At 36.8% G+C, this 25,043-nt stretch carries 22 protein-coding genes and 1 riboswitch; of the genes, 11 read left to right on the top strand and 11 right to left on the bottom strand.

Annotated elements, in window-relative coordinates; genetic code table 11:
- Positions 1-39 precede the first annotated feature (39 nt).
- Positions 40-564, top strand: coding sequence for an acyl-CoA thioesterase (locus H626_RS0104360; protein WP_035618640.1), 525 nt, complete (start codon positions 40-42; stop codon positions 562-564).
- Positions 565-642: 78 nt separating this feature from the next.
- On the opposite strand, the gene fni is transcribed toward H626_RS0104360, so the two are convergent.
- The 4 genes from fni to mvk are packed head-to-tail and all read right to left on the bottom strand — an operon-like array spanning position 643 to position 4,759.
- On the bottom strand, positions 643-1,716 hold the full coding sequence (gene fni / locus H626_RS0104355; RefSeq protein WP_342664974.1) for a type 2 isopentenyl-diphosphate Delta-isomerase: 1,074 nt from the start codon (positions 1,714-1,716) through the stop codon (positions 643-645).
- A gap of 14 nt (positions 1,717-1,730) precedes the next feature.
- Positions 1,731-2,816, bottom strand: coding sequence for a phosphomevalonate kinase (locus H626_RS0104350; RefSeq protein ID WP_027108249.1), 1,086 nt, complete (start codon positions 2,814-2,816; stop codon positions 1,731-1,733).
- Between the two features lies 1 nt (position 2,817).
- On the bottom strand, positions 2,818-3,813 hold the full coding sequence (gene mvaD / locus H626_RS0104345; RefSeq protein ID WP_156883234.1) for a diphosphomevalonate decarboxylase: 996 nt from the start codon (positions 3,811-3,813) through the stop codon (positions 2,818-2,820).
- A 1-nt stretch (position 3,814) separates the two neighbouring features.
- The gene (gene mvk, locus H626_RS0104340) at positions 3,815-4,759 is read right to left on the bottom strand and encodes a mevalonate kinase (protein ID WP_027108247.1); all 945 of its coding nucleotides are present in this window, start codon (positions 4,757-4,759) and stop codon (positions 3,815-3,817) included.
- 190 nt (positions 4,760-4,949) lie between these two features.
- Here mvk and coaA point away from each other — a divergent pair, with 190 nt between their 5' ends.
- Complete coding sequence (gene coaA / locus H626_RS0104335) at positions 4,950-5,873, top strand: type I pantothenate kinase (protein WP_027108246.1); 924 nt, start codon at positions 4,950-4,952, stop codon at positions 5,871-5,873.
- 53 nt (positions 5,874-5,926) lie between these two features.
- A complete protein-coding gene (gene guaA / locus H626_RS0104330) occupies positions 5,927-7,447 on the top strand; it encodes a glutamine-hydrolyzing GMP synthase (RefSeq protein ID WP_051237834.1) in 1,521 nt (506 codons plus the stop codon).
- A 56-nt stretch (positions 7,448-7,503) separates the two neighbouring features.
- Here guaA and H626_RS0104325 read toward each other — a convergent pair whose 3' ends face one another.
- On the bottom strand, positions 7,504-9,135 hold the full coding sequence (locus H626_RS0104325) for a PTS transporter subunit EIIC (RefSeq protein ID WP_027108244.1): 1,632 nt from the start codon (positions 9,133-9,135) through the stop codon (positions 7,504-7,506).
- 850 nt (positions 9,136-9,985) lie between these two features.
- Between H626_RS0104325 and H626_RS0104315 the strand changes: the two genes are divergently transcribed.
- Genes H626_RS0104315 through H626_RS10635 form a run of 4 tightly spaced genes read left to right on the top strand, consistent with a single transcriptional unit; the run spans position 9,986 to position 15,139 of the window.
- The gene (locus H626_RS0104315) at positions 9,986-11,008 is read left to right on the top strand and encodes an NADH:flavin oxidoreductase/NADH oxidase (protein WP_027108243.1); all 1,023 of its coding nucleotides are present in this window, start codon (positions 9,986-9,988) and stop codon (positions 11,006-11,008) included.
- A gap of 25 nt (positions 11,009-11,033) precedes the next feature.
- A complete protein-coding gene (locus tag H626_RS0104310; RefSeq protein WP_027108242.1) occupies positions 11,034-11,987 on the top strand; it encodes a glycosyltransferase family 2 protein in 954 nt (317 codons plus the stop codon).
- A complete protein-coding gene (locus H626_RS0104305) occupies positions 11,980-12,396 on the top strand; it encodes a GtrA family protein (protein ID WP_027108241.1) in 417 nt (138 codons plus the stop codon). Before H626_RS0104310 ends, H626_RS0104305 begins: the two co-directional genes overlap by 8 nt.
- Before the next feature lie 13 nt (positions 12,397-12,409).
- Positions 12,410-15,139: a YfhO family protein gene (locus tag H626_RS10635; RefSeq protein WP_051237805.1), complete on the top strand. Its 2,730-nt coding sequence runs from the start codon at positions 12,410-12,412 to the stop codon at positions 15,137-15,139.
- Positions 15,140-15,267: 128 nt separating this feature from the next.
- Here H626_RS10635 and H626_RS0104295 read toward each other — a convergent pair whose 3' ends face one another.
- Positions 15,268-15,978: an MgtC/SapB family protein gene (locus H626_RS0104295; protein ID WP_027108240.1), complete on the bottom strand. Its 711-nt coding sequence runs from the start codon at positions 15,976-15,978 to the stop codon at positions 15,268-15,270.
- A gap of 158 nt (positions 15,979-16,136) precedes the next feature.
- Between H626_RS0104295 and rsxC the strand changes: the two genes are divergently transcribed.
- On the top strand, positions 16,137-17,462 hold the full coding sequence (gene rsxC, locus H626_RS0104290) for an electron transport complex subunit RsxC (protein ID WP_035618594.1): 1,326 nt from the start codon (positions 16,137-16,139) through the stop codon (positions 17,460-17,462).
- Between the two features lie 7 nt (positions 17,463-17,469).
- Positions 17,470-18,468, top strand: coding sequence for an RnfABCDGE type electron transport complex subunit D (locus tag H626_RS0104285; RefSeq protein WP_027108238.1), 999 nt, complete (start codon positions 17,470-17,472; stop codon positions 18,466-18,468).
- 91 nt (positions 18,469-18,559) lie between these two features.
- On the opposite strand, the gene H626_RS0104280 is transcribed toward H626_RS0104285, so the two are convergent.
- Positions 18,560-19,123, bottom strand: coding sequence for a chromate transporter (locus H626_RS0104280; RefSeq protein WP_027108237.1), 564 nt, complete (start codon positions 19,121-19,123; stop codon positions 18,560-18,562).
- Entirely contained in the window at positions 19,120-19,698 is a 579-nt protein-coding gene (locus H626_RS0104275; protein ID WP_027108236.1) for a chromate transporter, read from the bottom strand. Before H626_RS0104275 ends, H626_RS0104280 begins: the two co-directional genes overlap by 4 nt.
- 152 nt (positions 19,699-19,850) lie before the next feature.
- Here H626_RS0104275 and H626_RS0104270 point away from each other — a divergent pair, with 152 nt between their 5' ends.
- Entirely contained in the window at positions 19,851-20,651 is an 801-nt protein-coding gene (locus tag H626_RS0104270) for a hypothetical protein (protein WP_027108235.1), read from the top strand.
- Between the two features lie 63 nt (positions 20,652-20,714).
- Here the strand turns inward: H626_RS0104270 and H626_RS0104265 are convergent, their stop codons facing one another.
- On the bottom strand, positions 20,715-21,176 hold the full coding sequence (locus H626_RS0104265; protein ID WP_027108234.1) for a DUF6884 domain-containing protein: 462 nt from the start codon (positions 21,174-21,176) through the stop codon (positions 20,715-20,717).
- Between the two features lie 105 nt (positions 21,177-21,281).
- Positions 21,282-21,381, top strand: a riboswitch (purine riboswitch).
- A 130-nt stretch (positions 21,382-21,511) separates the two neighbouring features.
- Between H626_RS0104265 and H626_RS0104260 the strand changes: the two genes are divergently transcribed.
- Positions 21,512-22,975, top strand: a complete 1,464-nt coding sequence (locus tag H626_RS0104260; protein WP_027108233.1) for an NCS2 family permease — start codon at positions 21,512-21,514, stop codon at positions 22,973-22,975.
- A gap of 129 nt (positions 22,976-23,104) precedes the next feature.
- Here H626_RS0104260 and H626_RS0104255 read toward each other — a convergent pair whose 3' ends face one another.
- Positions 23,105-24,328, bottom strand: coding sequence for an ABC transporter permease (locus tag H626_RS0104255; protein WP_027108232.1), 1,224 nt, complete (start codon positions 24,326-24,328; stop codon positions 23,105-23,107).
- Positions 24,329-25,033, bottom strand: coding sequence for an ABC transporter ATP-binding protein (locus tag H626_RS0104250; protein ID WP_027108231.1), 705 nt, complete (start codon positions 25,031-25,033; stop codon positions 24,329-24,331).
- Between the last annotated feature and the right edge of the window lie 10 nt (positions 25,034-25,043).

Here is a 25,043-nt window from a genome sequence, read left to right as displayed (position 1 = left end):
AAAAAAGAAAAAGTGATAAGGAAAGAAGTGAAGAGATTGATACGGAATAAAAAATTATGTAAAGAATCTAAAGTCATTCAAACACATCGTGTTTTTCCGTATGACTTGAATCACCATAAAACTCTTTTTGGTGGAAAACTGATGAGTTTTATAGATGATACAGCATCGATATCTGCTGCTCGGCATGGGAGAGGCGAAATTGTTACAGCGTCAATGGATAAATTAGATTTCTTGCATCCCATTTATTCTAATCATTCTGTTTGTGTAGAAACCTTCGTATCTGGAGTGGGTTCACAATCTATGGAAGTTTTTGCAAAAGTAATGGGAGAAGATCTGGATACCGGTGAACGCTATTTAGCAGCGACAAGCTTTTTGACATTTGTTCGCGTAGCCGGGTATGGAGAGGGAGAAAAACTTCCTTTAGTTATTCCCCAGACTGCAGAAGAAAAAATGGTGTGTAGTGGATATGAAAAAAGGAAAGCAAAACGCTCAGAAGATAAATCATTCTATACTGAGTTTAACCAAGCTGTTTCCCTAACAACACCCTGGATGGACGATGAATAGGAAAAATGCTTTGAGAAAATAATTTGACCCTATAAGGAGTCTCGTAATAATAGAGACTCCTTATAGGGTCGTTTTGTATTATTTTAGGGAAAAACGATTAGCAAATTGGCGGTAGTCAATGTTTCTAGCTTCACACCATTCCTTTGTTTTCCCCCCAATTATCATATCAGTTTCTTGTAACTCTGAGATACGAGATGCGCTAAGAAGCGTCATTGTTTTTCTGATTTCCTTTTTCCACCGTTCAATTTCTGAAATGGCGGCATCTTCGTCTTCCTGCAATATTAAATGGAGAAAGTGACTGGATACGCCAACTAATTTTGCTCCCAAAGCCAGAGATTTTACGACTGATCCTGCAGAGCGTATTCCTCCAGATGAAATAAGTGAGATCTTGTCTAGGGATGATTGAGCTTCTAACAATGAAATGGGTGTAGACTGGCCCCAACTCTCTAGAGCATCTAATTTATCAACTTTGCGTCGGTAGTTCTCTATTTGCGCAAAATTCGTGCCACCTGTTCCACTGACATCTACGATAGAGATCCCAGCTTGGATAAGCAATTGGATCGTTTCTCTACTCATTCCAAATCCAACTTCTTTTGCAATAATGGGCACACCAGCCTGTTGTTTAATTTGGGCAATGTTTTCTAACCAATTACTAAAATCTCTATCGCCTTCGGGCATAACTAATTCTTGAGGAGCATTAATGTGAATTTGCAGAGCATCGGCTTGAATTAAATCGATCGCTCTTTTTGCATTTTCAATTGAATGACCGGCACCTAAATTAGCAAATAGTAAGCCATTAGGATTTTGTTTACGGGCAATTTTATAACTGTTTGCTACTTCAGGATCTTTTAAAGCGGCACTGATAGAACCTGTAGCCATCGCTAATCCAGTTTCCCTTGCTACAGTAGCCAACTTACCATTGACTTTTTCAGTCCATTTACTGCCACCGGTCATTGCATTGATAAAAAATGGCGAATCAAAAGTCAACGTTTCAATAGCTGTATTTAAGGATGCATCGGATTCATTATGTGCAGGAAAAGAGTGGTGAACAAAGGAAAAATCCTCAAAAGAAGATTGGCTTTTCTCACTATAAAATTTTTCGGACAAGGAGACATGTTCATTTTTTCTATTCGTAGTTTTCAGAGATATCACTCCTAAAATAGTAGTCAAACAGATTTTTCAGCTGTATAAACTTGTAAAGGTAAAATAGCAATATTATTTTTTTCCCAATCAGCTAACAGTTCCATTAAAGCATCGTGACGATGGAATATGGCAATTCCACAATCTCCGCCACCAGCTCCCGAGGATTTAGCTGCTCCGCCGTATATTTCAGCAATTTCACAAAGAGAGTGCAAACGATTCGTTTCGATCAATACATTCGTATCATTACTCATTTGTTGCAGGAGGTGACGATTGAGGTGGATTTGTTCCTGTATTATAGAAAGATTATTTTCGTGGAAACCTCTAATCATTTCTTGTACACACTGTCTGCTCTCATTTAAAAATTGGTGATAAAAGTTTTGGTTAGTCGTTTTTTGTTCTTTTACTTTATCAACTAACTTTGTAGTAGAAGCTGGCGATCCGGTCCATCCGATGATCAATCTCAAATTGTCAGGTGGAATCAATCTTTCAACTGAGAATAAGGGCCAGGATTCCTGAACTAGAGAATAAACAGATTGGGTTTGGAGTTTTTCGCTGAGTCGGCGTCTATCAAAGCTAGTATAGGCTATCCACCCTGTATAAGTACTAGCAGCAATATCTCCAAATGATCCATTACTTCCAAGTTGAATATGAGCCAGGGCGGCTAGTTTAAATACTAATTGATTATTTTCTTTTTGATTATAGTATTTAAGTAAGGCGCGGATAGTTGCGACGGTAACGGCAGCACTCGAGCCAAGTCCGTATTTTAGTCCTTGTGCACTATCTAGTTCACTTTTCACTGTCAAATGATATAAAGAGAGATCCTGAGTGGTTTCCTTCATATATGCTTCAGTTACAGAAAGTGCTGCAAATATATAGTGAAATGGATTTTCCCGTTTGTCCAAAACGATCTCACCATTTTCTCTTTTCCATGTGACTGGGTAATTTCCATATTGAAAGGAACGAATACTCCCTTCGTCTTGGGCAGGGGTGATACGTACCGTGATAAATTGGTCGACTGCTACAAGAATAGCAGGGTAGCCAGGTTCGACTACTGCGTATTCTCCAGCAATGTATAGTTTTCCTGGAGCGGATGCAGTTACTGTGTCCAAATTAGGTTACCTCCTTGTTAGGAGAAGAAATTTCTTCGATTCCTCGTCCAGGTTTGGATAAAACTATTGTATATTCATTAAATGATTGTTTGAGTTCGTTTATCAAAGCTTCGGCTTCACTTAATCTACATAACACTTTCACATTGGGTCCAGCATCCATTGTGTAAAAGCAGGAAAACCCTTTTTCTCTTAAAGATTCAACCTTTTTCATGGCTTGTAACGTTTCTGGTTCCCAGTAAGTGAAAGGAGGGCTGGCAGAAAAATTTAAAGCATGCATTTTTAGAGCACTTGCTTCTGTCAATTCACCTACGCGGGTAAAGTTTTTTTCAGCAAGCGCTAGTTTCATTTCTTCAATATCCTCCGCAGTTGATTCTAGCCACCCAGAGTAATAAGGAGACGTATTGACTGCCCGTTGCATGGCTTCTCTACTTGAAATTTTTTTCTTGTTCTTATTTAAAATGAGGAAAATCATCCCAATATCCCAATCTGCCTCGGCAATTGGAATAGCATAAGAATCTTTGTCACTCGTGCCTTTTTGCCATTCAGCAAATCCACCAAAAATACTGCGTGTTGCAGAACCAGAACCGAGTCTTGCCAAACGAGAGAGTTCTGTTTGGGTCAACGTAAGCCCAGCTGCGAGACTTGCAGCCCCAGCTAGAGCTGCCATTCCTGAAGCAGACGAAGCAAGACCTGCTGCCGTCGGAACATGGTTGTAACTTTCTATCAAGAGGGGGGAGGTTACATTGCTCCACTCACGTATTTGCTGAATAACGGGTTTCAATTTCTCAAAAGCCTTTTCATCTTGTTCTATTCCGTTAAGGTAAAAAGTATCTTTTTCATATGTAGAGCTAAAAGATACACTCGTATCTGTATAAAAAGCATCCAGAGTTAAAGAAAGAGAACTATTCATAGGAATAATCAATTCTTCATCTTTTTTCCCCCAATACTTTATTAAGGCAATATTTGTATGCGCGCGCACAGTTTTTATTGTTATCAAATTATTCAGCTCCTAATGAATGAATCCATGTTTGAGTGGCACCAGCTTTAACAAGTTTGCTAGAAATTTTCTCTGCTTGCTGGAAATCATGAGCTAAAGCAATCATACAACCACCTCGGCCACCACCAGTCAATTTTGCTCCTATAGATCCTGAAGCAAGTGCAACGGTCACCAATTGATCAAGTTTTTGGGAACTTACGGTCAAATCGGCTAATAGTCTGTGAGCTCCTGTTAAATACGATCCCACAAGAGCAGGGTTGTTTTCAAGCAAAGCTTTTTTTGTGCCAATCGTCAAATTCTCAAGCTTGTTCATTATTTCAGCGGTGGTTTTGGGATCTTCAACACACAGTTTAGCTACTGCTTTGACCGCTTCTTTTGTTTGACCTTTTATTCCCGTGTCTGCGACGATCAAGACGGCGTCTAAAACAAAATCAAAGGGAACAAAAGGTCGGTTTTTTTGATAGTAGAGAGGTTCATCGAAACTAGTGATTCGAGCATCTAGCCCACTAGGATTACCGTGCGCGATAGTCTCTGAAAAATCAACTAATTCAAGTAAGACTTCTTTTGTTAATGGAATATCACAGTAAGCGTATAAAGCACGAACTGTAGCTACTGCGATGGCTGCACTTGAACCCATCCCTCTTTCAAAGGGAATAGAGCTGCTTACATCTAACTGGAAATTAGCAAGAGGTAATTGAATCAGTTGACATGTTTTTATGATAAGTTGTTTAATATTTTCAAGTTCAATAGGAACATGAGTCAACACACCGGTAAAATAATCACTTTTGATAGAGACTTCTCCGGGAACATAGACTATTTTTATTGAAACGGTTGTAGCTTTAAACGGAATAGCAATGGCGGGTTTTTCGTATACTACTGAATGTTCGCCAATTAAAATGATTTTCCCGTGTGCTTTTCCCAAAGCTGTAGGTTTATTTTTCTCCATAAGCGGTTCCCTTCTGTGAATGTCATTCTTCTTACAAAATAACAAATAAAAATTAAGATTCACTAAAGAATTGATGAAAATAAAAAGAATTGAAAGATAGTTTCTTTTTTCTGAATAAAAGTATGCTATTATTTGTTACAATGTTAAAAACCAAACTTATCAAAAATGAACTCCACAAGGATGGTGAAAAATGAAAGAATCAGATACTTTTTATATAATCGATCGTGACGAATGGAAAAGAATGCCTGTAGATAGGGGAATCAGTTTGTCAGATGCGGAATTAGATGCTTTACGGTCCCTTAATGATCGTCTTTCCATGAAAGATGTCAAAGAAATATATATGCCTATTTTACAAGTTATGCATACATATATAAATCATTACGCAAAACATCAGCAGGAAAAGAAAAAATTATTGGATCAACCTTTGAAAAATGATCCCTATATAATAGGGGTTGCAGGGAGTGTAGCCGTTGGGAAAAGTACGATTGCACGCTTGTTGCAGATATTAATGTCTCGAGCATATAAAAATAAGCGGGTGGAACTCGTGACGACTGATGGGTTTTTATATCCAAATAAAGAGTTGAAACGTCGAGGGATCATGGATCGGAAAGGTTTTCCAGAGAGCTACGATATGGATCGTTTAGTTCATTTTCTTAGTGATATGAAGAATGGACGTAAAGATGTTCAAATCCCTGTTTATTCGCATGAACACTATGATATTATTTCAGGTTCTTTTGAGGAAACTCATCAACCAGACATTTTAATAGTGGAAGGTATCAATGTGTTGCAACTTCCGTCAAGCGAAAAGATTTATGTGAGTGACTTCTTTGATTTCTCTATTTATGTGGATGCAGAGCCGCAGAGAATTGAAAAATGGTATCTGCAAAGATTTGGGATACTTTTACAGACTGCTTTTACTGATCCAGAAAACTATTACTACAAATATGCAATCGGAAGCCGGGAAGAGGCATTTGATATGGCACGAAATGTATGGAAAAAAATAAACTTGAAAAACCTGGAAGAATATATTCTTCCAACTCGTTTCCGTGCAAATATGATCATTCATAAAACGCAAAACCATTTTATTGATCAAATTTTATTAAAAAAATATTAATCTTAGGAGTGACTTACGTGCAAGCAGAAAAAGGATTGGAAGCTTTAGAAACAATGGTTGTATTAGATTTTGGAAGTCAATACAATCAACTGATCACCAGAAGAATGAGAGAATTTGGCATTTACTCAAAACTCTATGCACATACAATAAGTGCTGATGAATTAAAAGAAATCAATGTAAAGGGAATCATTTTTTCAGGTGGTCCAATGAGTGTTTATGATGCGGGTGCCTTTGCTATTGATCCGGAAATTTTCAACTTGGGTATTCCGATTTTAGGTATTTGTTATGGGATGCAGCTGATTGCAAAAGAATTCAACGGAGTAGTTGAGCTAGCTGGGAAAAGAGAGTACGGAAAATCAGAAATCGCCATTCAAGAGGTTGATCAAGCATTATTTAAGGATATGGAAAGCACTGAAAGTGTCTGGATGAGTCATGGGGATTACGTAACAGGACTTCCTGAGGGATTCGAGATCACGGCAACCAATCCTCATTGTCCAATTGCAGCTATGGAAAATAAAGAAAAAAAGCTTTATGGCGTACAATTTCATCCTGAAGTTCGTCATTCTATACATGGAGATCAGTTACTTAAAAACTTTGCTTATTCTATTTGCGGATTTTTAGGAGATTGGAACATGAGTAATTTTATTGATGCGCAGGTAGAGGAGATAAAAAATAAAGTCGGCGACAAAAAAGTATTGTTAGGACTGTCAGGTGGAGTTGATTCCAGTGTGACAGGGGTCCTCTTACAGAAATCGATTCAAGATCAGCTTGTTTGTATCTTTGTTGATCACGGTCTCTTGCGCAAGGACGAAGGGGATCAGGTAATGGAGAGCCTGATCGGAAAATTCGGCTTGAACATTATCAGAGTGGATGCAAAAGAGAGATTTATGTCTAAACTAAAGGGTGTAAGTGACCCCGAAGAGAAGAGAAAAATAATCGGACATGAGTTTATTGAAATATTTGCAGAAGAAGCTATTAAACTAGATGGTGTAGAATATTTAGCGCAAGGAACATTGTACACAGACGTAATTGAAAGTGGAACGGCTACTGCTCAAACAATTAAATCACATCACAACGTGGGTGGACTACCTGAAGAAATGGATTTCCAGCTTATTGAACCTATGAATACGCTATTCAAAGATGAAGTCCGACTGTTAGGAGAAGAATTAGGTATGCCGAGTGAACTAGTTTGGCGGCAACCATTCCCAGGACCAGGGCTAGCAATTCGTGTCTTAGGAGAAGTTACTGAAGAAAAATTAGAGATCGTTCGTGAAAGTGACGCAATTTTGAGAGAAGAAATAGCAAATGCTGGATTAGATAAAGAAATCTGGCAATATTTTACTGTCCTACCAGGATTTAAAAGTGTGGGGGTAATGGGTGATGGAAGAACCTATGATTACACAATTGGAATTCGTGCGGTGACTTCAATTGATGGAATGACATCCGATTGGGCACGCATTCCATACCCTGTATTAGAAAAAATTTCTACGCGTTTGGTGAATGAAGTTGGCCATATTAATCGTGTGGTTTACGATATAACTTCCAAGCCACCTTCAACAATCGAGTGGGAATAAAATAATAAAACAAGACGCGTATTCCAATTATGGAATACGCGTCTTGTTTTATTATTTTATTCATCGTTTGAAGGAGTTTTACCCACGGATGAAAGGTATTCATCAAGATTCTGTTTAATGTTTGAAACTTTTGGCCCATAAATTACTTGAACATTGTTACCGCTGCTTGTCACACCAGCAGCACCAGTTGATTTCAATAAACTTTCATCAATTTTGGTACTATCTTTAACATTAACACGTAAACGCGTTGCACAGTTGTCGACAGTATTTAGATTGTCTGGTCCGCCTAATCCAGTTACGATATCTTGAGACATTTCATCTTGAATAGGTTCAGATCCGTCTCCTGATTTTCCATGTTGTTTAGCTTTGTAGTCAGCTTTTGTATACATTTTTGCCTCTTGGTCTCCTTCTTCACGACCAGGAGTTTTCAAATCAAATTTGTGAATGAAGAAACGGAATACTAAATAATAAACAACTCCGTAAATTAACCCGACAACGACTACTGGAATCCAGTTGGTCATTTCCTGACCAGGTAAGATACCATACAAGACAAAGTCAAGTAGTCCACCAGAGAAGGTTACGCCCACACCAACTTCCAATATATGCATGAGCATGAAGGAGAAGGCGGCTAGAACACCATGTACCCCGAAATATAGAAATGGGGAGGCAAATAAGAATGAGAACTCAATTGGCTCCGTGATCCCTGTAAAAATCGAAGTTAGAGAAGCTGAGAACATTAAGCCTTTCACATCTTTTTTACGTTCTGGTTTTGCAGCTTGGTACATTGCAAATGCAGCTGCTGGGAAACCGAAAATCATGAACGGGAACATACCAGCAAAGAAACGAGCAGCTTCCGGATCGATTGGTTGTCCGGCGGCTAATTGAGCGAATAAAATATTTTGTGCTCCTTCAACCACTTGGCCACCAACTTCAGCAGTACCACCCAAAGCAGTTTGCCAGAATGGGAGATAGAAAACATGATGAAGTCCTAATGGAATCAAAATACGATAAATATAACCATACAAGAATGTACCGAAATAGCCTAAATCAGCAACGGCTTCGCCTAACCATGCAATTGCAGATCCGGCAAAAGGCCAAATGAAAGACATTACGATACCGACTAATACGGCAACGAAAGCAGAAATGATAGGAACGAAGCGAGTGCCCGCGAAGAATGAGAGAGCATCTGGGAATTCGACTTTGTAAAAACGATTGTGTAAAGCTGCTACAATCAAGCCGATGATGATCCCACCAAAAACGCCCATATTCAAGGTGTTATCAAAGCCAAGAACAGATCCAACTAAACCAGCAGTTTGATTTAATTGATCAATGTCTCTAAAGTTAGCAATCGTACTTGTCATTGATGCATACATCATCAAATAACCAACTGCAGATGCTAGAGCAGCAACCTCTTTTGCAGCTTTCGCCATACCCAATGCAACAGCAATTGCAAAGAATAAAGGCAAGTTTCCAAAAATAACATCACCGGAGTCTCTCAAAATTGCTAAGAATCCGTTGAGAATGGTTCCTTCCCCGAGGATGCCTTCGAGGTTATATAAACTAATAAATGAATCTCCAGTAAAAGATGCTCCGATACCTAACATAAGACCTGCAGCCGGAAGTAAGGCAATAGGCAGCATGAATGTTCTACCGAGACCTTGTAGAGTATCCATTATCTTGTTTTTCATGGGTATTCCTCCTCAGAATAATTTAGTTCTCAAAAGAGAAGAAACTCACTCGTAAAGTAGTTGTTAAATGGTAAAATGATAATAATTACTTGAAGTCTATCTTTAACAAATGAGTTTATAGATTTTGAGACTATAAATTATTTTATAGTATAATTGTGATTTTTTCAAATAATTGAGCAGGATTAAGGCATTATATTAATGTAAACGGTTTTAAAAATGCTAAATATGTACAAGTCCATTCTGTTAGATAATAGAATAGACAACGCAGTCATTCTTCTACAAGTTTGAACGAGGGGTAGTATACAAGAAGTCTTCGAGATGAGGAGAAGTACCCGTTCACAATCAGAAGAAATGTTTTTCTAGGTGGAAGAGTAGGATAAGGGGGAGAAGATTCAAAAAGTCGGCATTAAAGAATAACAGGATATAGTAGAAAAAGCGTTCGAGTTTTTGAATAAATCGATTTTATTGTGAAGGAGCAAACGGAGATTCATTTTCTTGTGAAAGAACTTAAGAGTGATTCTTGAATGATAGACATAGAATGTCAAGAATAAAAAAATCTTTGCGCTCATTCTCAGATTGCTTTTTATAAAACGCTCCTACTTGTTATTCCATCCAACGCAAAAAAATGAAGTCGTTCCCATTCGAAAAACCGTAAGAGTAAATTATTTTGAATAAAAAATTGGCAATCATGCTGCCCTCCTTTATGAGGATAGAGTGCCCAATATAGTATGCTGTTTTTCTTGAACATCAGAAAAGGAAATGATATTAGAAAAGATGCTTTCATTTCTTTTTTTAAAGAGATTAGTTAAAATATAGTTTGTCAACTAAGGAGGAAAAAAAATTGTTAAAGATGTTCCAATCATATGAATCAGAAAAATTATCATTAAAAAATAGAATTGTAATGGCGCCGATGTGCATGTACGAAGTTGAGAAAGAAGATGGGATCGTCACTCCGTTTCATTTTACTCATTATGGCGCTCGAGCTCTGGGGGGTGTGGGACTAATCATTGTGGAAGCCAGTGCGGTAACCAAAGAAGGTCGTATCACGAAAAACGATGTGGGTATCTGGAATGATGATCAAATTCCTAATCTAAAAGAATTGGTTGAGCATGTACACGACTTAGGAAGTAAGATTGGAATACAGTTGGCTCATGCTGGAAGAAAAGCACAAGATGAACCAGTCAGCTATGCACCAAGTGCCATAGCTTTTAGTGAAGAGTATCAAACTCCGCAAAAATTAAACTACGATGAAATAAAAGAGACAGTTCAAAAATTTAAAAAAGCTGCAGAAAGAGCAGAAAAAGCTAATTTTGATATGGTTGAAATTCATGCTGCTCACGGATATTTACTAAATCAATTTCTATCGCCTGTCACAAATAAAAGAGATGATGGCTACGGACAGAATTCTTTAGCTGATCGTTTTTGTTTATTAAAAGAAGTTGTGGAAGAAGTGAAACAGTCTTTTTCTAAAAGTGTATGGGTAAGGATCTCAGGAACGGATTATGTTGAAAATAGTACGACTGAAGAAGAGTTCAGACAAATCGTTGCATGGTTAAAAGAATTAGGAATTGACGTATTGCATGTCTCAAGTGGTGGGTTATGCAATGTTAAGCCGACTAAAGTTTATCCAGGATATCAAACAAAATGGGCTACTCTCTTCAAAAAAGAAATAGGTATTCCCGTTGCTACAGTAGGGAAATTGGGTGATCCTCAACTGGCGAGTTTTATCATAGAAGATGAGCAAGCCGATTTTTTAGCTTTAGGTCGACCGCTTTTAAGAAATCCAAATTGGGTTAATGAAGCAGCAATTGTGCTGAATGAAAAATCATACGAACCGTATAATCATTCTTACAAAAGAGGAATGATCGAATAGGAAGCAAGAGTGGAGGACAAAAGATATGAAAGGAATTACAATAATTATTCCTGCTTATAATGAAGCAGAGTCGCTTGATAAACTAGTCGATCGCTTAGACGAAGTAACGCATAATATTTCTGGTTACATGTTTACCTATTTGTTTATTAATGATGGGAGTACAGACAATACCTTAGAATTGCTACAAGAGAAAGCTGAAAATCATCCAAGAGTCTCTTATCTAGATCTCTCAAGAAACTTTGGAAAAGAAACAGCTATGCTAGCAGGTCTAGATTATGCTAGCGATGAAGCAGTCATCATACTTGATGCAGATTTACAGCATCCACCTGAGATTATTGAAGAAATGATTAAATACTGGGAACAGGGATATGAAGATGTATATGCTGTGAGAGAAAAGAAAGAAGATGAAGATGGGGTTAAAAATTTCTTCTCAAAAACCTACTATAAATTCGTACAAAAGATAACAAGTGAACAAGTTTATCCCAGTGCAGGAGATTTTCGGTTATTAGATAGGAAATGTGTTATGGCTTTGCGTGAATTAAGAGAAAATGAGCGTTACATGAAGGGGATGTATGGTTGGATCGGGTTTCATAAAAAAGAAATCAGCTATAAAGAAGAGCCACGATTTGCTGGAGAAACAAAATTTGATTTTTCCGAATTATTCAAATTAGCTATAAATGGCATTACTTCATATAGTACTGTGCCGCTGAGGATGTGGTCTTACATTGGGTTTTTTACTTCGCTTATATCTTTTTTGTTTTTAGCTTATGAAATAGGCAAAACTATACTTTTTGGGAGCAACTCAGCTGGATATCCAACACTATTAGCAGCTATTCTTTTTCTGGGTGGAATTCAACTTATTTCGTTAGGAGTCATGGGGGAATATCTTGGAAGAGTATTTATTGAAACGAAGGGACGCCCAGCCTATTTCATCCGTGAAAAACATATAAAAACCAAAAAGGAAGTTCATCATGAATAAATTAATGAGCATATATAAAAAATTTCAAGAAATTATTCACTACGGATTATTTGGTATCCTCACTACCGTGGTGAATATTGGAACATTTTACCTTTTTGAAACGATTCTCTCATTTCCTTATTTATTTGCAAATGCGATTGCCATTTTCATTTCTATCGTATTTGCTTATGTAACGAACAAAAAATATGTATTCAAAACACAGACTACTTCATTGAAACAAACAGTAACAGAATTCCTCTATTTCTTTGGTTTTAGACTCATTTCTGGTCTATTTGATATGGGCAGTATGTTTTTGTTAGTTGATGGATTAAACCTCGGAACCAATCTTTCCAAAGTATTGACCCAATTTGTTGTAGTGGTATCTAATTATCTTTTTAGTAAATTCTTTATTTTCAAAGAAAAGAAATAAGGGTGTTATATAAATGAAAAAAAGAATGAAATCTCATTTGATAAATATTTCAACCATACCCTTTGTTTCCTATACAGTGCTTTTTATTGGACTAGCCATTTTGATATTTGGTTATTTTGTTTTAGCCAAGCAATCATTTATTTGGACTGGAGACGGGTACTCCCAACATTACCTTATTTTTTCAGATTATTTAAACAAGTTGAGATCTTTCTTTTCTGGTGAAGGTTTTCCAATGTGGGACTGGACAATCGGGCTAGGAAGTGACACTATTCTGTCCTATGGTTATTACGTAATTGGGGATCCTTTTGTTTATTTGGGATTACTATTTCCTTCTGGACAAACTGAATTAGCTTATCACGTACTTATCCTATTGCGCGTCTATTTTGTAGGTATAAGTTTCTTAGTTTTTGCAAAATGGAAAAATTTCACAAAACTAACAATGGTATTAACTTCACTTATCTATGCATTCAGTCATTTTGTCCTGCATAACGTCCTAAAGCATCCTTTTTTTATATTGCCAATGATTTTTTTCCCACTTATCATATTTGGTTTTGAAAAATTGGTAACAGAAGATAAAGCAAAATATTTTGTGTTTATTATATTCTTAAGTGCAGTAAGCAATTTTTATTTTTTTTATAAAATGAGTCTACTATTATTTATCTACGCAGTCATTCGTTTTTTGAGTTTCCCTAAGGAAGAGAGAACGGTTAAACAGTTTCTTTCATTAACTGGTAAGTCACTACAGAGCTATATTATCGGAATATCATTGGCAAGTGTCTTATTCATTCCGGTAGTGATAGGTTTTTTAACTTCATCAAGAAGTCCTGGGGGGGTAGATATCAATTTATGGTTTTATCCTCTGAACTACTACGGAGCGCTACTGGTAAACTTCTTAACACCAGGGACATATTTTTGGTTAGTAGGCGGATTGCCTGTAGTGAGTTTAATAGTGATTCCCTTTTTATGGAAGCAAAGAAGAATACACTTTATCTGGATAACTAATCTTCTTTTTTTAGGGTTCATGACCCTCATTCCTTGGTTTGCTTCGATAATGAATGGATTCTCTGGGCCATATAATCGTTTTTCGTTTGCTATACCTTTCTATTTAACTATTGGGATAGCTATAACCTTGGATTCAGTTAGAGAGATAAAAAAAGATTCAGTGAAAATTTCTTTTATGTTTCTTATCTTTTTTAGTCTGGTCCATATATTTGCTGCTTTTCTTCAAGAAAGATATTTATATTATATTCTGCCAATTATTCTTGCATGGGGGATTTATATTTTATTCCGACAACATGTAGGGGGAGCGTTTTTATCAAAAACAGTAAAATTCCGTTCGTTACTGTATAGTTTGATACTAATGAATATCGTGGTAACAGCTTGGAGTTACTATTTGCCATATGGTAAAGATATGACAAAATCAGTTTTATCTTATGGGGAAGTTGAAAAAAGTTATCAAGAAACTTTTGATGGCCTAGAAAGACAATTGCCTCAAAATGACGAATTTTATCGAATAGGTGTTACTTCAAAAGATAATTTCATCAAGAATCAGATGATTTATTTAAATCAAAAAGGCTTGAATTCTTATTTATCTTTAACAAACCAAAGTATCTCAGAGTTCGCTTATTCTCTGAAATTGAAAGATTTCCAAATTATCCAACCGTTGAGAAACGGGTTGGATGATCGACCGATCGCTAATTACTTCCTAGGTGTTGAGTACATCTTTGCAAAGAAAGAGAATAGCATGTATATTCCAGACGGGTATAATATTGTGAGTGAAAGTAAAAATAGAGAATGGGTCGTAGCAGAAACAAACTACAATTTTCCTTTTGCATATGCATCAGCTGAATTGATTTCAGAAAAAAAATTCGATCAGTTAAATCCTGTTGAAAAAGAATATTACCTACTCAAAGGAAATGTTAGTGAAGACGATCCTGTCAATAGTGGAGTAAAGCCTGAAAAAATTTATCCTTTTCAAATTAGTTTACAAAACGAAAGTGAAGGAGATCTTTTAACAAAAGAAAAGTTAGTGAATTTTGATATCCAGGATGAAGCAACTCAATTTCAGTTAGTTAGCGAGTTTGATGCAAAAGAGTTAATTGGGAAACAAGTGTATCTTTCATTCGATGGATTAAATTACGAACCATTTAATTGGTCGCCTTTCATTCGACAAAGTAAAGGATATCGACTAAAGGTTAGTATGGGATCAAGAAATGAAAGTGTCTATCAATCAGACGTTTATAGTTTCAGTTCATATTTTAAGCGTGACAATATGTTATTTAATCTAGGGACGGTAGAAAACGAAGATCAATTAAATTCTATTCGGGTTCAATTTGATGAAACAGGGAATTATTCTATAGAAAATTTATCGCTTTATGCCGCAGATTTCTCACAGCAAGAAATTAAAAAAGCAGTAAAAAATAAGAACGATAGATCCCTTAATAATTTGCGTTTTTCCAGAAATACTGTAGAAGGGGATATTTATAGTCTGAACGAAGAACTATTGATCACGACTATTCCTTATTCTAGAGGGTGGACTGCTAAAATAAATGGGGAAAAAGTTGATACGATAAAAATAAACAAAGGATTTGTCGGGATACCCTTACAGCAGGGAGAGAATCAGTTGACCTTAGCGTATAGAACCCCAGGATTACTTTTGGGTTTGGCAATAACTTCAGGAACCCTTGTATTTCTTTTATCTTTCAAACTGATTTCAAAAAGAAAAAAAGAAACTGACTTTTAACAATAGTTTGGTTATTTAGATGATATCAAATTAAATAGCTCTCTAAAAAGTGTAATGTAGCTTAATGAATACAAAAAGACCGCCCAAACATGTATCCAGTGTTTGGGTGGTCTTTTTGTATCTGAAGTTTACGCTACATCTGACTGTAGGGTAGCGACTTGTTTAATATTGTCAATATCCGCAATATCCGAAATGACTTTGCCAGTTGTTAAATTATCAGGAATATTCAAAGTATATATATCCTTTGAAAGTGGTTCTTCCAAATTGAGATTCAAAAAGTATTCAATTTGCAGTACACGAATATTCTGATTTGCAAAGTAGTTTGTGAGCAATTCTTGTGTCTGATTTTGTTGTATAAAACAAATTTCAATTTTTTTAATACGATCGATACGAAAAACTTGTTTAATTAATCGTAAAACAACCAGAACAATCAAGCAGCCTGTAATAGCTATGAAGTAATATCCCATACCAGTGGCTATCCCAATACCGGCAACAGTCCAAATAGATGCTGCTGTCGTCAATCCAATGACAGAACGGTTACTTACGATAATGGTTCCTGCTCCTAAGAACCCGATACCACTGACAATTTGAGAAGTCATGCGCATGATATCCGTGGAAACTATCCCAATTGTTTCTGGGTTTTCAAGTGAATAAACAAGAAGCTGCTTCGTAGCTTCTAACTGGGTCAAGGTCACTATGGCCGCTCCCATAGTGACTAATATGTGTGTACGTAAACCAGCATCACGGCCTTTCAGCTCTCTTTCGTAACCGATCACTCCACCCAAAACAAGTGATAGAGATAGACGCAAAAACATTTCCTGAAAAGTTAGACTGATCATAAGAATTCTCCTAGAAAACTAGATAATGAATTATTTGAATTGTATGGCTGTAGTTTTTAATAATATTTGGTTATAATTACCATAATATAGCAGTTGAAAAAAAGCAATCGAATGTACTTCAAAATTACATAACAAGTCAGATAGAAAGGATGAATAAAATGCGCTTTTCTTTTAAAGGGAAACAAGGTGGAAGTCATCCAGATGAGAATAAAGAAAGAACAGCAAACTTACCTATCGTTGAAGCTGAAGTCCCACGTATATTAGTTTTTCCAACAACTATGCATATTGGCGCTCCTGCGAATCCTGTGGTAGAAGTAGGAGACAAAGTAAAAATCGGAACGGTTCTTGCTGAAGCTGCTGGGAAAATCTCAGCTGCTATTCATTCCTCAGTTTCTGGAGAGGTGGTTGCCATTGAAAAAAGACAAACAGTCAATGGATTAGCCGATTGTATAGTGGTACAAAATAATCAAAAAGATGAAAAGGATGCGCCTATTATAAATTTTGATCAAAAATTAACGAAAGAATTTATTTTAGATGCTGTGAGAAAAGCTGGAATTGTAGGTATGGGAGGAGCCGCATTTCCTACATCCGTGAAATTAGATTCTCCACCGGGCAGTACAATCGATACGTTGATCATAAATGGAGCAGAATGCGAATCCTATTCTACTTCTGATCACCGTGTGATGATAGAATCCAGTGATGAAATCATACAAGGAATTCAAGTTCTGCGTCACTTGTTCCCTCACTTGAAAAGTATCGTAATTGGTATAGAAGATAATAAACCAGAGGCCATTGATGCCTTAGAAATTGCAAGTAGTGAATATGCTGATATTAGCATTCATTCTCTACGTACAAGGTACCCAGAAGGCTCAGAAAAAAATCTTATTCAAAATATTACAGGAAGAGAAGTTCCCCCAGGAGAATTGCCGGTAGCAGTCCATTGCGTCGTGTTGAATACCTCGACAACGCTGGCAATTTATCGTGCGACCACTTTTGGGGAACCTTTATACCAGCGTGTGGTTTCGGTATCCGGAACACCAGTAGTTGAACCGAAAAATTTACTCGTGCGAATTGGAACGCCGGTAGAATTTTTAATTGAGCAATGTGGCGGATTTAATACACTTCCGGGAAAATTATTGAGCGGCGGACCGATGATGGGCAAAACTCTCGCGGATGGAAGTGAACCGATTATTAAAGGGACAACTTCAATTACCGCACTTACCCCTGAAGAAGCTGAAGTGGGGGATAGTTCAGACTGTATTATGTGTTCTGAATGCGTGAATGTTTGTCCAGTAAGTTTACAACCAATATTGATCAGTGATGCCTTTGAAAGGGGAAATATTGAAAAGGCAAAGAAATTAGGAGCTATGGATTGTATTGAATGTGGAAATTGTTCCTATATTTGTCCATCCAAGATTTCCCTTCTAGAAAATATTCGAAGTGCAAAAGCTTTAATAAAAGCTGAACAAAATAAGGCAGGGTGATTAAAAAATGACACAGACAATGGAACTAGAAGGAAAACTTGTTCAGAGTCAATCTCCTCACATTCGCACAAAGAGGACTTCGTCTTGGGTTATGACACAAGTCCTCATTGCGCTCATTCCTCCAATTATTGCGGCAACGTACTTCTTTGGCTGGAAAGTCTTGTTGTTAGTCGGATTGGGTATGGCAACAGCTGTATTGAGTGAGTACTTATTTCAAAAATTTAGTTATCAAAAAATACGCATTCAGGATAGAAGTGCAATGGTCACAGGTGCTTTAATAGGATTAAGCTTGCCAGTGACCGCACCTTGGTGGACAGTAGTCATAGGAGCGATTTTTGCTATTGTAATCGTGAAACAGATGAATGGTGGGATTGGTAAAAACTACTTCAATCCGGCTGTAGCTGCCCGCGTTATGTTAAAAGTATTTTTTTCACCCTGGATCACTGATTGGGTACTACCAGGAACGGATGCTATCTCTACTGCAACGCCTTTAGAATTTATTGGGAATGGTGTTAAAACTGTGGCTGCAACGGTTCCTTCTATTGGAGAATTGTTTATGGGCTTCAACTTAGGTGGGAATGTGGGGGAAACGAGTAAATTAGCTATTTTAATGGGTATGATTTATTTGATTTTAAGACGTGTGATCAATCCTAAAATCCCACTATTGTATATAGTAACGACTATAGTAGCGACTGGTTTTTACTCAGGGTTCGACTTGGACTTTATGTTGACTCATGGCTTGACAGGAACACTATTCTTTGCGGCGACTTACATGGCTACAGATTATAGCTCCGGTTCATTAACACCTGAAGGAAAAACCGCTTTTGCCATAGGAGCCGGGTTGTTGACGGCATTCTTTAGAATCACATTCAATTTTCCAGGTGGAGTAGGTTTTGCTATATTGATAATGAATGCATTAGCACCTTATATTGATCAAAAATTAATGCCAAGAATTTATGGGCATCAACAACGTCCAGAAGTGAAGTACGATAGACAGGCTAAATAATAGATGGAAAAAAAGTAGTGGCTGAGATCATTGATCTCAGCCACTACTTTAATGAAATGGGAAAAAGAGCTAAAAAACCGTGTAGCTCTTTTTAAATTAACGTGTAGATGAGCAATCCTGCGACGCCAGAAAAAAGCATGATTTGAATGGGACCGAATCTTGTTTTTCTAAGTAATCCAATACTGATGGAGAAAAGTAATACTGAAATCCAATTGATTTGACTAAATTCAATTGGAAATTTCCCTTCGCCAAACAAGGCGGTCAAAAAAATAGATAACCCTGCTGATCCAATTAAAGCAACAACTGCTGGTCGCAAGCCTTGGATGACACCTTGAACAAGGGATAGATTCTGGAATTTAAAATAGAGCGTAGCAAGCAATAGCACAATAAAAACAGAAGGCAAAGTAACACCGATTGTAGCTACAATTCCTCCAGGAATGCCCGCTACTCGATTTCCCACAAAAGTAGCTGCATTAATCGCAATTGGACCAGGAGTCATTTCAGAAAGAGTCAAAACATCAACAAATTCTTGAGCAGTCATCCAACCTCTTTTATAAATTATTTGTTCTTGTATCAGAGGAAGTGCTGCATAACCTCCTCCAAAACTAAATAATCCAACTTGGAAGAAACTAATTAATAAATCGACTAAAATCATTGAGGTTCCCCCTTCTTACTTTTATAGGATTCGATCACAGTGGTAATAGCTCCGATTATCCCAGCGAACAGTAACAAAAGAAGTATATTGACGCCAAATCCAATACCAGCAATCAGGGCAATGACCATTACAATAACAGGTATAATTTTTTTTTGTTTGATGATTCGTAGAGCCATATTAACAACTACGTTTACAATAATAGCAGCGACACCTGCCTGCATACCCAATAAAATGTTATTTACTATAATATTATCTCGAACTGCTAAATATACATAAGAAACCACACTCATGATCACTAGGGGGGGCAAAATAGTTCCTAGAACTGTTACTAAAGCTCCAGAGACTCCAGCCATTCTATAGCCAATTAAAATAGAAGTATTTACAGCGATCGGACCAGGAGAAGATTGACCAATAGCAATCAAATCTAACATTTCATTTTCATCGATCCATTTTAACTCATTTACAAATCTTTTTTCCATTAAGGGGACAATGACATAACCACCGCCGAAAGTAAATGTACTTAAGTAAAATGTAGATGTGAATAGAGTCCAGTAAATAGACTTATCTTGTTTCATATAGCTCCTCCTTGTTAAACAGTTCTTTTTCCTTCACTAGTATAGACTATTTTTGGTGAAAATTCTAATTTCCTCTCTTCATAGCGTATAAATATCAAAACAATTCAATTTCGGATATACTACAATTAAGAAATAAGAGAGGGGTAGTCAAAATGAGTGATTGGAAAAATAATCTAAGTCAAAAAATTAGTGTGACCGTTGCGTTTTTATTTATGATAACGATGAATGGATTAGCTAACGCATTACCAATTAATGGCTTGAGCACAGGAGAAGTTTCTGGATCTTTTCCAAATTTATTTGAACCAGCTGGAATTACTTTTTCAATTTGGGGAGTTATCTATTTGACTTTATTCGCTTTTGTCCTCTACCAATGGAAAGACTTTACTCGAACAAATAGTGCTATAAGGATGAATACAGTAAAACTGATTCGTTACTTATTTATTTTCTCGTCTATTGTTAATGGACTCTGGATTCTTACCTGGCATTACAAAATCCTGTGGCTCTCATTGATATTAATGGGCTCTTTATTGGTTTCACTTATAAGTATACTAAGATTGATCCCGGTAGAAAAATTAACTATAAAAGAAAAGATAGTAGTTCAATTACCCTTTAGTTTATATTTTGGGTGGATAACTGTGGCAACCATTGCGAATGTAACAGCTTATTTAGTTCAAATAGACTGGCAAAGATGGGGGATATCAGAAGTCATCTGGACCGTCCTTATCTTACTTGTTGGATTCTTGATTGCTGCTTCGACAGCATTTATTAATAAGGATATTATTTATTTATCTGCTGTTATTTGGGGATATACAGGTATATTGATAAAGCACATAGGTGAGGAAGGATGGAACGGAGACTATCCAGTAATAGTCTTTACAGTCAGTGCATCGATCATACTTTTTATAGGAGTAGAAGTTATGATTTTTATTCGAAACAAAAAGAAAAGTATTTGATTTAGTCGCACTACTATATAAAAAAGGAGCAATCCATTCAACCAAATCATAAGGTCGGATGGATTATTTTTTTTGTAATATTGTATGGGTCATCAATGCTTCCTTTAAAGCTTTTTGCATATAGCCAATTCCACCGAGTCCAACTAAAGGAAACTCAAATAAATAGGGGTGGTCAGTAATCAAATTGAATAAAGTAATAAACTTATTTCCGCCTAAAACGACTATAGGTTCATTTTCTGATGCATTCAACGAACTCCATTGTTTTTTTAACAGCGTTAAAGAAATAGTTTCAGCAGTAGGTCCATTTTGCGTAAATCTCACATTATAAGTATGTGGCAGAATACTATCTGGATGGATAAAACCGTAGTAAGGAGATAGAATCAGATAATCAGTTTGATCTTGCTGGAGAGCATATTGCTTACATAGTGAGTGAAACGTACCGGTATAGGCTTGACTTGCGAGCGCTGGACCATGCGATTTGTCAGTATCCCAAATTTTTGGTTTACCTCCAGGAATAATGATCATAGGAAAGCTCCTTTTTGAAATTATGTTAAATACGAACATTAGAAGTATTTAATTAATTAAAATATGTTTATACTCTTGATTCTTGAAATTGAAAAAGTTATAGTGTGTTTACAAGTGAATACATCTAATATAATTAAGCGATATGGGCTTTAAGTCTCTACCGGGCACCGTAAAATGTCCGACTATTAGAATTGTACCAGCATTTTTTGTGTTGCAATTTATATAGTTTTTTTACGGATGAACAGGTAGTGTTCATCTTTTTTTTGTACTTAAAATTCCCACCGCTCATTATAAAAGATCTTCACTAAAAATTTGAAGAGAGTAGGGAATTTTTTATGGAGAAGTTCTTTCAATTGAAAGAAAATGGAACATCAGTAGCAACTGAAGTTATGGCAGGTCTGACTACGTTTTTCGCAATGTCGTATATAATATTTGTTAACCCAGCTATTTTATCATTAACAGGGATGCCTTCTCAAGCAGTATTCTTATCAACAATAATTGCTACGGTTGTAGGAACTTTAATCATGGGATTATTCGCGAATGTCCCCTATGCTCAAGCTCCAGGAATGGGATTAAATGCTTTCTTTACCTATACAGTAGTATTTGCTCTTGGATTTTCTTGGCAAGAAGCACTAGCAATGGTCTTTTTATGTGGGATCATCAATATAATTATCACGGTTACAAAAGTACGTAAAATGTTGATCCGTTCAATTCCAACTAGCTTACAACATGCTATTGGAGGTGGAATAGGGATATTCATTGCTTATATTGGAATAAAAAATGCAGGATTCTTAGAATTTACAACTGAAACAAATAATATTGTTGCCATTAACAATACACCATTTGACCCAAGCACTTCAAATTTCGAAGGAGGCATAAGCAGTATCGTAACTGATGGTGGAATTATTCCGGCATTAGTCAACTTTACAAATCCGGTCGCTTTATTGGCTTTGCTTGGGCTAGCTCTAACAATCATCTTGGTTATTAAAAAAGTCAAAGGAGCTATTTTGATTGGGATCATTTCAACGACTTTGATGGGCATACCTTTAGGCGTTACCAATTTGGCTGCTCTTTCTAATCCGGCTAATTCTTTGTCATCTTCTATTTCAGAATTAGGCACAACATTTGGGGCTGCATTTGGATCTGAAGGATTTGGTTCATTACTCAGTACTCCTTCACAGTATCCATTGATCTTAATGACTATTTTCGCATTCAGCTTAACAGACATTTTTGATACAGTTGGAACATTTATCGGAACAGGAAGAAAAACAGGTATCTTTTCAGCTGAAGATGAAGCTGCATTGGATAACAGTACAGGAATCAAAACGAAAATGGATAAAGCATTGTTTGCGGATGCTATTGCTACAACAACAGGAGCTATATTTGGAACTTCAAATGTAACAACATATGTAGAAAGTGCTGCAGGGATCGGAATGGGTGGTCGTACTGGGTTAACTAGTGTAGTTACAGCGGGCATGTTCATGTTAACGGCTCTCTTTTCTCCAATAGTATCTGTTGTACCAACTGCAGCAACAGCTCCAGCGTTGATACTCGTTGGTATAATGATGTTATCTTCTTTCACAGAAATAAATTGGGATGATTTAGAAGAAGCTATTCCCGCATTTTTCGCTTCAGTTTTTATGGGCTTAGCTTATAGTATTTCGTATGGTATTGCTGCTGGATTTATCAGTTACATTATTGTGAAATCAGTAAAAGGCAAAGCGAAAAAAGTTCACCCAGTAGTCTGGGTCACCGCTTCACTATTTATCATTAACTTTGCAATTCTGGCTTTGATCTAAACCAATCAAAAGGCGCCGACTCTCTAAGAGTCAGCGCCTTTTTTATTTGATCAGGATGCATAAATTACTCTAATCAAAGTGCGGATCAAATGAATTAGATACTATGAGCTCGATTTTTAGTGAATATATTTATTCATAACGCAAAGATTCGATCGGATCAAGTCTGGCTGCTTTTCTTGCAGGATAAATCCCAAAGAAAATACCAACTGCAGAAGAGAACAGGATGACAAGTCCGACAGCACCTAGCGTAATATCGGGAGTTATACCTAAGACGCTAGCAATTCCATTAGCTAAAAGAATACCAAACATTAATCCAATAATGCCTCCTATTAAACTAAGAATAACAGACTCCATTAAGAATTGGACAAGGATGGTTCGTGTAGTAGCTCCGAGAGCTTTCCGAGTGCCTATTTCTCTGGTCCGTTCAGTAACAGAAACGAGCATGATATTCATAACTCCGATACCACCAACAAGCAAGGCTATAGCTGCTACCGCTGCAATAAAGTTAATAAACAGGCTTAATACATTGTTCACCTGATCGAGAGCCTGTAACATATTGTAAGCAGTATAATTATTTTCGCCCACAGAATTGTGCCTGATTTCTAGCAATCGAACGGCTTGATTGGAGATAGGCTCAATATCGTCAGTTGTCTCAACCTGGATAGTTAAACTGTTGATGTTTGAAGGAATAGATGATAATTGTGACATTGTCGTATGCGGAACGGCAAGCATGACCGGCATCTGGCTCAGATCAAAAGTTCCTTGCAAATCTTCAAAGGCTCCTGCTACGACACCAACGATCTGTAAATTCAACTGCTCTCGGTTTACATCTAGACGAATCATTTCACCGACCACATCGGTCCGATCATTGAATAATGCGCGAGCAGTATCTTCAGAAATCACGGTCACATTTTTCATATCATCATACTCATTTTGATTAAAATAACGACCATGAATAACCGTTGCATCCATTGATTGATTCGTAAATTGGATATCAGGTGTTCCATACCAGGCGACGGCTGTTCGTGTTTCAAAATCAGAAGAAAGTTCACTTCTAGTCTGATTATCAGAAGAGATATATTCGATTTCAGGAATGGTTTCCTTTAAAAGTTGAATGTCTTCGTTTGTAATCATTTCCTGGGATCCTGTCTCATCTTCTGCACTTAACGTAATGGAAGTGGAGCCTAAATCACTAAATGTTTGAGTCAATTGATTAGCAGCACCATTCCCGACAGAGAGTATAGCAATAACTGCCGTGATGCCTATGATGATACCTAACATAGTTAGAAATGAACGCATCTTATTAGCAAAGATACTATCAAAAGCCATTTTCAAATTTTCTTTAAAAAACATTTATACTCCTCCTTTCGGAAGAACTTTCGGTTCTTGTAGCTCGTCACTTTGGAGAATACCATCACGAAACGAGATGATTCGTTTCGTGTATGCTGACATTTCGGATTCATGAGTCACCATTACAATAGTAGTTCCTTCTTCATTTAGCTGTTGGAAAATGCGCAAGATATCCAAAGTCGTTTTTGAATCCAAATTCCCAGTCGGTTCATCGGCCATCAATACAGATGGATTATTGACAATTGCGCGAGCGATCGCGACACGCTGTTTTTGTCCACCGGATATTTCATTTGTTTTATGGTACATTCTATTTTCAAGCCCTACGCGTTTTAATGCTTCTTCTGCTCTTCTTTTACGTTCTTTCATAGGAACTTTAGCATAAACTAATGGGAGTTGAACATTTTCTAGTACGTTCATGCGGGGCATAAGATTAAATGACTGAAAAACAAAACCAATCTCTTTATTGCGAATTGCTGCACGCTCATCATCAGTCAAATCAGATACATCTTTTCCATTTAAAAAGTATTTACCTGAATCGAAACTGTCAAGTAACCCTAGGATATTCATTAAAGTGGATTTTCCCGAACCACTAGGCCCCATTATCGAAGTGAATTCTCCTTCTTGAATCGTCAATGTCACATGGTCCAGTGCAGTTAAAGTTTCCGATCCAGTACGATAAATTTTCACAATATCTTTTATTTCAATCATTTGAATGCTC

It is taken from the genome of Lacticigenium naphthae DSM 19658 (assembly GCF_000425865.1).
GTDB lineage: Bacteria > Bacillota > Bacilli > Lactobacillales > Carnobacteriaceae_A > Lacticigenium > Lacticigenium naphthae.
This window is presented reverse-complemented; position numbering and strand designations above follow the sequence as displayed.

Coding starts and splice junctions, on each gene's coding strand:
- mvk (WP_027108247.1), bottom strand. CDS start 4,759: ATGGAGAAAAATAAACCTACAGCTTTGGGAAAAGCACACGGGAAAATC.
- coaA (WP_027108246.1), top strand. CDS start 4,950: ATGAAAGAATCAGATACTTTTTATATAATCGATCGTGACGAATGGAAA.
- guaA (WP_051237834.1), top strand. CDS start 5,927: ATGGTTGTATTAGATTTTGGAAGTCAATACAATCAACTGATCACCAGA.
- H626_RS0104325 (WP_027108244.1), bottom strand. CDS start 9,135: ATGAAAAACAAGATAATGGATACTCTACAAGGTCTCGGTAGAACATTC.
- H626_RS0104315 (WP_027108243.1), top strand. CDS start 9,986: ATGTTCCAATCATATGAATCAGAAAAATTATCATTAAAAAATAGAATT.
- H626_RS0104310 (WP_027108242.1), top strand. CDS start 11,034: ATGAAAGGAATTACAATAATTATTCCTGCTTATAATGAAGCAGAGTCG.
- H626_RS0104305 (WP_027108241.1), top strand. CDS start 11,980: ATGAATAAATTAATGAGCATATATAAAAAATTTCAAGAAATTATTCAC.
- H626_RS10635 (WP_051237805.1), top strand. CDS start 12,410: ATGAAAAAAAGAATGAAATCTCATTTGATAAATATTTCAACCATACCC.
- H626_RS0104295 (WP_027108240.1), bottom strand. CDS start 15,978: ATGATCAGTCTAACTTTTCAGGAAATGTTTTTGCGTCTATCTCTATCA.
- rsxC (WP_035618594.1), top strand. CDS start 16,137: ATGCGCTTTTCTTTTAAAGGGAAACAAGGTGGAAGTCATCCAGATGAG.
- H626_RS0104285 (WP_027108238.1), top strand. CDS start 17,470: ATGACACAGACAATGGAACTAGAAGGAAAACTTGTTCAGAGTCAATCT.
- H626_RS0104280 (WP_027108237.1), bottom strand. CDS start 19,123: ATGATTTTAGTCGATTTATTAATTAGTTTCTTCCAAGTTGGATTATTT.
- H626_RS0104275 (WP_027108236.1), bottom strand. CDS start 19,698: ATGAAACAAGATAAGTCTATTTACTGGACTCTATTCACATCTACATTT.
- H626_RS0104270 (WP_027108235.1), top strand. CDS start 19,851: ATGAGTGATTGGAAAAATAATCTAAGTCAAAAAATTAGTGTGACCGTT.
- H626_RS0104265 (WP_027108234.1), bottom strand. CDS start 21,176: ATGATCATTATTCCTGGAGGTAAACCAAAAATTTGGGATACTGACAAA.
- H626_RS0104260 (WP_027108233.1), top strand. CDS start 21,512: ATGGAGAAGTTCTTTCAATTGAAAGAAAATGGAACATCAGTAGCAACT.
- H626_RS0104255 (WP_027108232.1), bottom strand. CDS start 24,328: ATGTTTTTTAAAGAAAATTTGAAAATGGCTTTTGATAGTATCTTTGCT.
- H626_RS0104250 (WP_027108231.1), bottom strand. CDS start 25,033: ATGATTGAAATAAAAGATATTGTGAAAATTTATCGTACTGGATCGGAA.